We start from the raw sequence: 8,695 nt of genomic DNA, 5'->3' as shown, positions 1-8,695 counted from the left end.
AAGAGCCTGTTCAAAATCTCGCGAGCAAGGGCGAGACAAGGCGAAAACGAGCGAAAAAGCGGAATGTACACGTGGTACATGAGCATTTTGAGCTTGTTTTCAACGCCGTATCGCCGCAGCGCAGCAGACTTTGAACAGGTTCTGAGACTGTGTTTACAATCTACCGCGCTTGCGGAAGGCACAGGCAAGCAGGACTCTTGCCACCGCGCTGCCCAAGCCCAGGCAAATGACATATCATGCTGGTCTGTTTACCGAAACACCTAAAATCGGCCACGCATGCACGACATCACGCAACACCAGGCCATTATCTGGCAAAGGCTGGACGCTTCCGGCCACGACTACGCGGCGTTGGAGACTAGCGAACACGGCCCGCGTCTCAGCGGCTGCGCCATCTTCGTCGAAGACGGCATCAACTGCCTGCTGCATTATCAGGTGGACTGCGCGCCGGACTGGAGCACTCGGCGCGCGACGATACAAGGCTATCGCGGTGGCCAGCGCATCGAACTGCTGCTGGAAGCCGACGCCGAGCGCCGCTGGCTGCTCAACGGCGTGGAGCAGCCGCAGGTGCAAGGCTGCGTCGACATCGATCTGGCCTTCACCCCCGCCACCAATCTGCTACCCATCCGCCGCGGCCGGCTCGAGATCGGCGCGGCGCTGGAGCTGAGTGCCGCCTGGCTGCAATTTCCGGCGCTGACCTTGGCGCCCTTGCCTCAGCGTTACACCCGCCTGTCGGAGTTAGGCTACCGCTACGAGTCGCGCCAAGGCGCGTTCCAGGCCGAGATCAGCGTCACCCCGGACGGACTGCCGCGCGACTACCAGGGCCTGTGGCGGGAAGCGCGCTGACATGGAACGCATGCGCATCCGGCCGGCCACGCCGGAAGACTTCGTCCGGCTAGCCGCTATCGAGCGCGCCGCCGCCGCTCGCTTCGATCCGCAAGATCTACCGTCGGCGCTGTCCGCCGACACCCTGCCCGCGGAGGAGCTGAGCGCCGCCTGCGCCGCCAGCCTGCTATGGGCGGCGGCCGATGCCGATGGCGTCCACGGCTTCCTGTTGGCGCGCCGTCACGACGACAGCCTGCACCTGCAGGAAATGGATGTCTGCCCCAGCCGCCAAGGGCAGGGTCTGGGCTCGGCGCTGATCGCGCACGCGGAAGCCGTTGCGCGCCGCCTGGGCCTGCGCCGGCTGACGCTGACCACCTTCGAGCACCTGGCCTGGAACGCCCCCTTCTATCAAGGGCGCGGCTTTCAGAGCATCGCCGCCGCCGATTGCCCGCCCTGGCTGCGCGCCGTGCTGCGTGCCGAAGCCGAACACGGTCTGCGCCGGCGGGTGGCGATGTTCAAGCCGCTGGCCTGAGCGTCTGTTTACGATCTGCTGCGCGTCGTGGATGCATTACACGGTGAGTACGCCTTGTCTCGCTCTAGCTCGCGAGATCGCCAACACGCTCCAAGCCGGCGCGGCAATAGCGCAACATCGGTCAGGCGCGCCGCGCTACCACCGCGCTAGACTGGCGGCGCCAAGGAGGAAATCATGCCGAACACCCTCGAACCACGGCTGAGCAAAGCGCTGGCCTATATCGACGCCCACCTGGACGCCGACCTCAGCCTGGAGCAACTCAGCCGGGTGGCGGCCTGCTCGCGCTTTCACTTCCACCGCCTGTTCCGCGCCCGTTTCGGCATCAGCCTGCACCGCTATGTGCAGCTCTGCCGGCTGCGGCGCGCCGGCGAGCGGCTGGCTTTCCGCCGCTGCCCGGTGCTGGACATCGCGCTGGACAGCGGCTACCGCAGCCCGGAGGCCTTCGCCCGCGCCTTCCGGCAAGCGGTGGGCCAGAGCCCGTCCGCCTTCCGGCGGCAGCCGCGCTGGCTGCCTTGGCACAGCCATCTGCAAACCCTGCGCCAACTGAGGAACCGCTCCATGCCGTCCGTCCATGCCCCCTTTGTCGTCGACATCGTCGATTTTCCCGCCACCCCAATAGCGCTGCTGGAACACCGCGGCCATCCCGCGCGGCTGGGAGACAGCCTGCGCGACTTCATCGCCTGGCGGCGGCAGCAACAACTGCCGCCCAGCGTCAGCGCCACTTACAACCTGCTGTACACCGATCCGGACGACTGCGCGCCGGACGCGTTTCGCATCGGCTTGTGCGCGGCCACCGATCGTGCCATCGCCGCCAACCCCCAGGGCGTGCGCGCCGCGCTGATTCCGGCCGGACGCTGCGCCCGGCTGCGCCATCTGGGCTCCGATGCCGAACTGGGCGCCAAGGCGCGCTGGCTGTACACCGAGTGGCTCCCCGCCAGCGGCGAACAGCCGCGCGACTTTCCGCTATTTTTGCAGCGCCTGCGCTTTTACCCGGACGTGGCCGAAGCCGACGCCGTCAGCGAACTGTTCCTGCCCTTGCAGGATCGCGCCACCAACGCTTGACGCCCGCGCCCGGCGCCGGCCGGAACGGAATATCGGCCGCGATCCAATCAGATCACGGCCGATATTTTCGCCACTAATATATTAATAATGTAAATATTCCAAAAACATTTCTTCAAGCATCCAATACCGGCTTTGGGTAAACTAAGCGCGTTTAACGCAGGGGGTCATGCACGATGCGCGCTCTTTCTCTGGCTCAAATAAAAAAATGGATCATCAGCGTGTTCAACCCGCCATACCAATTGGCGCTATGCGACAGGCTGCCCAAGAAAAACTCCAAGGAGTTTCTCTACCTGTTCAAGGTTTACGGCAGCCACGATTTTGTGAAACTGTCCCATGCGGATATTCTGGCCAGCAATCAAATCATGTCCGCGATCAATCCGCGCGACCTGATCAAGATCGCGCTGCTGGAAAACAATCTGCAAGCCCAGCGCAAGCGCTGCAAAGTCGAGGCCGAACTGCGCGGCAATCAATACCGCATCCACATCCACGGCAATAGCGAAACCTGTTCCGGCGAAAGCATCTGCCAGAATATCGATTATTTTTCGGATTTGAGCGCGCAAGATATTTGCAAGATCGCCTATACCACCGGCTTTCTGAAAGGCCGCAACTTCAGCCGCCAGTTCAGCGCGGCGGCGGTGGAGGCCCGGCGCCGGAACACCGCGGCGCCAGACGCCGCCAGCAAGGTGCTTGAGCTGCGCGCGGTCAAGCGATAACGAATAAGCGACCTGACCCGCGCAGCCGCCGCTAGAACATCACCGTCTCGCTGCGGAAGCCCTCCGCGTCGAATTCCAGCAACTTGTAGCCGCGCCGGTCCTCGGTATCCAGCTCCGATGTGCCCTTGCGCCATTGAAAGCAGGTGGCCGGACACACTTCCAGCGGCACTTCGCCGGCGCGCAGACGGTAATCTCCATGCACATGGCCGCACAGCAATAACTGAAGATTGGGCACTTCCGCCATCAAGGCCCAGAAACGCTCGGTATTCTGCAACATGCAACTGTCCAGCAGCGGCGTGCCCACCGCCGCCGGATGGTGGTGCAGCAAGACCACGCAGCGTTTGGCAGGATTCTGCGCCGCCGCCAGGCTGTGCCTGAACGCCTCCGCCGCCGACTCGCTGAGATGGCCGTCGTCTATCCCCGGCTGCACCGAGTCCAAGGCCAGTATCAGCCAGTCCGCGGTTTCCAGCCGCTGCAACGGCCGCATCCAGCCATACGCGCTCAATACCTCGGTCGCCAGCGGCGCGGCGTCGTGGTTGCCGGGCAGCCAGTGCACCGGCAGGCCGGTCTGCTCCAGTCTCTCGGCGAACCATTGGTAGGACTCCCGGCTCTCGTCCTGCGAGATATCGCCGGTCACCCAGATCGCGTCCAGTTCCGCCGCGTGCCGCTGCTCCAGCCGGGACAATACCCGGTCGAACTCGCGGTAAGTGTCGTAGCCCTGCAGCCGGCCGTCGCGGTCGGCGAACAAGTGCACATCAGATATTTGCGCGACTCTCATGCGCTTCCTCCATCGCGTAGTGGTTTCTCTTCACCGCCTCGTCGTCGTCCTTGAACACGGTCAGCGGGTTGTACGACACGCTCCAATCGAAGTAATCGGTTTTTTCGATACGCTTCACCACGCCCACCAGGTAATACCCCACCGGTAGCAGGATGATGGAAACCAGCACCTTGTAAGACCAGGTGGTGGCGATGATGTTGACCAGCTCCTGCCCGCTGTAGCGCGACGACAGGCTGATGGGATAAGCGGTCATCAGCAACACCGCCTGCGCCAGCATGGACGCGATCACATAGCGGACGAAGAACAGGCGTCCGGCAAAGAACACCTTCATCCGCGACACGACGAAACCATTGCAGAAGTAAGACGCCGGCACCGAAATCCAGGTGCCCACCATCACCCGCCAGAACTCGTTGAACAGCAGGTAATACTGTTTCGAGATCTCGTTATTGTCCGGCTGCAGCAGGGCAAAAGCGTTGATGATCAACACGAAGAATGTCTGGCACGCCACCAGTATCCATACCGTGCGGCCGCCCAGCTTATAGCCGTACACCTCGGTGGACACCGTGGACAATAGATAGCACAGCGAAAACACGATGCCGCTGGCGGTGATCTTCAAGCCATGAATATCCAAAGTCTTGTACACCAGCGAATCGCACACCACCATGATGGTCACCGACAAGCCGACGATCAGACCGTAAACCCTGAATTGCTCCACTCTACTCATCCCGCGCTGAAAGTTTTGATTGCCTTGACCGCGACGCCCAGTACCTCGAACTCGCGGCAGATGGACGGCTGCAGATCATGCATCAAGGAAATGCTTGAAAACAGGCAATGCTCGCCGTCGATGAACACGCGGCGGAAGCATGGAGGTTGGCCGGCAATGCGGACCAGCACCACGTCCCCATCCGCCGGGCTTTCCTTGCGCGCCACAATGAAAACGCTGCCTTGGGAAAAGCTGGGAAACAGCGCATCGTTGTTCAGCACCACGGCGAACGCGTCATCGGCGTCGAAACCGGCGGCGTCGACGAAATAACGGTCCGGCTCTATCGCCATGCCATCACAAAACAGGCCCACCTCAGTGAACTTGACCAGAGGCACCGCCCGTGCGGCACGGCTTTCTCGAGCGCCCCGCCCCAGCTCGCCTTCGATGAAATCACTGAGCTTGACGTCAAAAAACCGGGCCAATTCCATCAGGGTCAGCAAGGTGGGATTGCCCACCCCGCGTTTGATATTGTTGATCGTCGCCACGCCAAGGCCGATCGCCTCGCTCAAATGCGCGGCATCGACACCTGCGCGCTCCATCAGATAAGCCAGGTTTTTCGATGCATTGCGCAGCAATGCCGCGCTTTCGCCCTCTTCTTTCCACGCCGCCCTGCTCATTCAGCCCCTCCATGAAAACAAACCAATAGCGAAAATCATTATTTTAATTTAACACGAAACCATGGCCACCCTATTTTAACCATCATGAATCAGGGAAACAGCCAAATGAAACATACTGTTTGCATTCAGATATTTCACTCACCCCAACTGCTATTATTTTAAATAGAAAGACAATATAATAAAACCGCAACACTATAACATTCATGGCACCGGCAAGATACTCGCAGGCAAAAATTAAATAACTAAAAAAGTATTAATCAAAACAATTAAAGGCAGCACAATGCCACGCGTAAAACGGCGAATATCCAGAGCAAGCCAGTCACGCGCGGCACCAGACAGAGGAAACCGCAAAATGAGAATCTCGGAAGACGAATTCGCGCTGGATGTGATTGATGGCGAACCCGCCATCATCACCCAACCCTGCATGATCGGACAGCCGGGCAGCGAGTGGGAAGGCTCCCCGGTATTCAAGAAAACCTATTTGCTGGAATTGATCAGCCGCAGCCTGGAACACGATGTCATCAAACTGGAAGACATCCAAAGCCTGATCCAGAAAACCGGCCAACGCCGCTAGACCGCGCAAGCTCCCGCGAATCCGAGCGGGAACTGGCGAAAACGGCGGAACACGCGAAATGCCCATGCGGCGCATGCGCATTTCAAAGCCACCCGCACTCGGCACGACCGCGCCGCAGCGCGATGGGCAGTGAGCGGCTTCCCGACGCTCGGCCGTGCCCCGCGCGGCCATCCCCCTGTTCTCCCGCCCTGGGCTTGCGCTAAACTGGGCAGCATCCAAGACAATGGCGTATAGCAATACGCAAAACCATTCCAGGCGCCCATGGCGCGCGGAAGCGATCCCACAGGCCCAGACATGCCCCATCTGACACTCGAATACAGCAAGAACCTCGACACCTTTTCCGCCGGCGCGGCGTTGCTGGACATCAACCGCGCGCTGCTGGCCAGCGGTCAGTTCGAGGAAGCCGACATCAAGAGCCGCGCCATCGCGCTGGACTGCTGCCAGATCGGCGTCCAGGACCTGCCGCGCGCCTTTATCCACGCCAAGCTGGCCATACTCAGCGGCCGCAGCCCGGAGGAAAAACAGCGCTTGTCAGAACTGAGCCTGCAAGCGCTGGCCGACAGCGCCGCGCTGCCGCCGGGCGTGGAAGTGCAGCTGTGCGTGGAAATCCAGGAAATCGACCGCGCCAGCTACGGCAAACGCTTTATCGCCCGCTAACGGAGGGACACACCATGACAGCGCTCAAACTCGCATCCCGCGGCCTGCTCGCCGCCGCCCTGATCACCGGCCTGTCCGGCGTGGCCCGCGCCGCCGACGACATCGACCGCGTCAGCCTGGAAGGCACGCTGGGCCAGGAACGCATCGGCATGACCCTGCTGATCAAAAACGGCAAGACGCTGAGCGGCGGCCATTATTTTTATGGCCGCTACCTCAAGGACATTCCGCTGCGCGGCAAGCTGCAGGGCGAGACCCTGCGCCTGAGCGAGGCCGGCGGTGGCGAGTTCCAGCTGCGCTTCAAGAATAACGGCGGCGGCGACGGCCAGCCGCTGGGCTTCGACAACAGCGTGGGCCTGGACGGCAGCTGGACGCTGAAGGCCAAGACCCTGCCGGTGGCGCTGAGCATAGGCGACATGGCTCCCGCCGCCGACGGCCGCTGGTACCAGGATGTCACCGAGGAAAGCGACGCCGCCTTCGAGGCCAGGGTGCAAGGCTTCCAGCGCGCCGCGCTGGCCGGCCAGGCGCAGCAGGCCAGCCGCTATGTGCATTTCCCGTTGCGGATCAACCACAAGGGCAATAGCCGCCAGATCGCCGATGCGCGCCAACTGCAGGCGGAATGGAGCGGCATTTTCACCCCGGCCTATCTGGAGCAGCTGCAACTGGCGATGGCGCACGATCTGTTCGTGCGCAATGGCCAGGCGATGCTGGGCAGCGGCGTGGCCTGGTTCGACGCCAAGGGCGCGGTGGCGCTGAATCTGCCCGACTGAACCCGGCGCGGACCGGAAAAGGCGGCCAAGGCCGCCTTTTTATTTTGGCTGAAACAATACCGGATCAAAATATGCTGCAGTGCAATATGATCCGCGTTATGCTGAAACCGCCACCCGCCACCGGAGCCCGCCATGCATGCCGACCTCTCCGATCCCACCCTGCTGCGCCTCAACGAACACCCGCAACGCCGGCAATTGAACAGCGAAGCCCATGCCCGGCCAGCGCTGCAGATCGCCGCCGACAACCGTCTCAGCTACCTCGCCTATCTGCATCGCCACATCAGCCATGAGCAGGAACTCTGGCTATACCGCGAGCTGGCGCAACAGCTGGACCTACCCGCCCCGGACCCCAAGGCCAGCCAGTTTCAATTGCAAGCGCCGTTTGGCCGCGTGCGCTGGGAGCGCCACGGCGAGTTCTCCACCCTCAGCGTGCAGGCCCATGGCGCGGAAACCAGCCCCTTCGCCCAACCCGCGCTGCAGGCGCTGCCCGCCGGCTGGCTGCCGCTGCTGCCCGGCAATATGCTGGTGGCCGCCCACGCCGCGCTGCTGCCGCCCGGCGCGCTGCCGCTGCGCATCGAAGACCTGGCCGCGCAATGCTTCAACGGCCACGAACTGGTGGGCGCGGAAATAGGCGACGGCGCCGGCCGCGCCTACACCGACTTCCGCATCCACGCCGATGGTTTCTCCCGCTATCTGCTGGCGGACTTCTACATGGGCCGCCGCCAGGCCGGCCGCATGCTGCAGCGGCTGCTGGAGCTGGAAACCTACCGCATGCTGGCCCTGCTGGCCTTGCCGGTAGCCAAGAGCATCGCCCCGGAACTGGCCAAGGTGGATGAAGAACTGGCCGAGCTCACCGGCGCCATGGGCGATGCCGGCGCCGACAGCGAACCGCAGCTGCTACATCGGCTCACCGAGCTGGCCGGCGCCACCGAAAACGCGCTGTCCCGCACCGATCACCGTTTCAACGCCTCGCTGGCCTATTACGACATCGCCCGCTGCTGCATCGCCGAACTGCGCGAACGCCGCATCCAGGGCCTGCAGCCCTTCCAGCAATTCCTGCAACGGCGGCTGACCCCGGCCATAGACACCTGCCGCGCGGTGGCCGCGCGGCAGCGCGCCCTGGCCGAGCGCGTCAATCGCGCCACCGCGCTGCTGCGCACCCGCGTCGACATCCGCCGCGAACGGCAGAACCAGGCCTTGCTCACCTCGATGGAACGCCGCGCCGCGATGCAGCTGCACCTGCAGCAAACCGTGGAAGGCCTGTCCATCGCCGCCATCACCTACTACAGCGCCGGCCTGATCGGCTACCTGCTCAAGGGCGCCAAGGCCGCCGGCCTGGCGCTCAATGTGGAACTGGCCACCGCCGCCGCGGTGCCCTTGCTGGCGCTGGCCATCGCCCTGGGCCTGCGC

The 8,695-nt window shown here is 62.8% G+C and carries 11 protein-coding genes; 8 read left to right on the top strand and 3 right to left on the bottom strand.

What is annotated here, in order from left to right; genetic code table 11:
• Positions 1-276 precede the first annotated feature (276 nt).
• From LQT98_RS22545 to LQT98_RS22530, 4 genes are all read left to right on the top strand, one after another.
• On the top strand, positions 277-843 hold the full coding sequence (locus tag LQT98_RS22545) for a putative glycolipid-binding domain-containing protein (protein ID WP_231465365.1): 567 nt from the start codon (positions 277-279) through the stop codon (positions 841-843).
• Between the two features lies 1 nt (position 844).
• Positions 845-1,354 carry a GNAT family N-acetyltransferase gene (locus tag LQT98_RS22540; RefSeq protein ID WP_231465363.1) on the top strand — a complete coding sequence of 170 codons (510 nt, stop codon included), beginning with the start codon at positions 845-847 and terminating at the stop codon, positions 1,352-1,354.
• A gap of 174 nt (positions 1,355-1,528) precedes the next feature.
• Positions 1,529-2,416: an AraC family transcriptional regulator gene (locus LQT98_RS22535; protein WP_231465362.1), complete on the top strand. Its 888-nt coding sequence runs from the start codon at positions 1,529-1,531 to the stop codon at positions 2,414-2,416.
• A gap of 218 nt (positions 2,417-2,634) precedes the next feature.
• Positions 2,635-3,129, top strand: a complete 495-nt coding sequence (locus LQT98_RS22530; protein ID WP_156183791.1) for a hypothetical protein — start codon at positions 2,635-2,637, stop codon at positions 3,127-3,129.
• Positions 3,130-3,160: 31 nt separating this feature from the next.
• On the opposite strand, the gene LQT98_RS22525 is transcribed toward LQT98_RS22530, so the two are convergent.
• The 3 genes from LQT98_RS22525 to LQT98_RS22515 are packed head-to-tail and all read right to left on the bottom strand — an operon-like array spanning position 3,161 to position 5,287.
• Positions 3,161-3,907 (bottom strand): metallophosphoesterase, encoded by a 747-nt coding sequence (locus LQT98_RS22525; RefSeq protein WP_231465360.1) that lies wholly within the window; start codon positions 3,905-3,907, stop codon positions 3,161-3,163.
• Entirely contained in the window at positions 3,885-4,622 is a 738-nt protein-coding gene (locus LQT98_RS22520) for a VUT family protein (RefSeq protein WP_197081416.1), read from the bottom strand. Before LQT98_RS22520 ends, LQT98_RS22525 begins: the two co-directional genes overlap by 23 nt.
• A gap of 5 nt (positions 4,623-4,627) precedes the next feature.
• Positions 4,628-5,287, bottom strand: a complete 660-nt coding sequence (locus LQT98_RS22515; RefSeq protein ID WP_048409151.1) for an XRE family transcriptional regulator — start codon at positions 5,285-5,287, stop codon at positions 4,628-4,630.
• A gap of 352 nt (positions 5,288-5,639) precedes the next feature.
• On the opposite strand from LQT98_RS22515, the gene LQT98_RS22510 reads away from it, so the two are divergent.
• The 4 genes from LQT98_RS22510 to LQT98_RS22495 form a co-directional block, all read left to right on the top strand.
• Complete coding sequence (locus LQT98_RS22510; protein WP_048409150.1) at positions 5,640-5,861, top strand: hypothetical protein; 222 nt, start codon at positions 5,640-5,642, stop codon at positions 5,859-5,861.
• A 294-nt stretch (positions 5,862-6,155) separates the two neighbouring features.
• Positions 6,156-6,518: a 5-carboxymethyl-2-hydroxymuconate Delta-isomerase gene (locus LQT98_RS22505; RefSeq protein WP_231465358.1), complete on the top strand. Its 363-nt coding sequence runs from the start codon at positions 6,156-6,158 to the stop codon at positions 6,516-6,518.
• Positions 6,519-6,532: 14 nt separating this feature from the next.
• The gene (locus LQT98_RS22500; RefSeq protein WP_048409148.1) at positions 6,533-7,285 is read left to right on the top strand and encodes a hypothetical protein; all 753 of its coding nucleotides are present in this window, start codon (positions 6,533-6,535) and stop codon (positions 7,283-7,285) included.
• A gap of 132 nt (positions 7,286-7,417) precedes the next feature.
• Positions 7,418-8,695 (top strand): DUF3422 family protein (locus LQT98_RS22495; RefSeq protein ID WP_231465356.1); only part of this gene is annotated, 1,278 nt, incomplete at its 3' end.

This window comes from Chromobacterium aquaticum, assembly GCF_021129195.1.
GTDB lineage: Bacteria > Pseudomonadota > Gammaproteobacteria > Burkholderiales > Chromobacteriaceae > Chromobacterium > Chromobacterium aquaticum.
The sequence above is the reverse complement of the archived record's forward strand: the minus strand, read 5'-3'. Positions and strand labels throughout refer to the sequence as shown.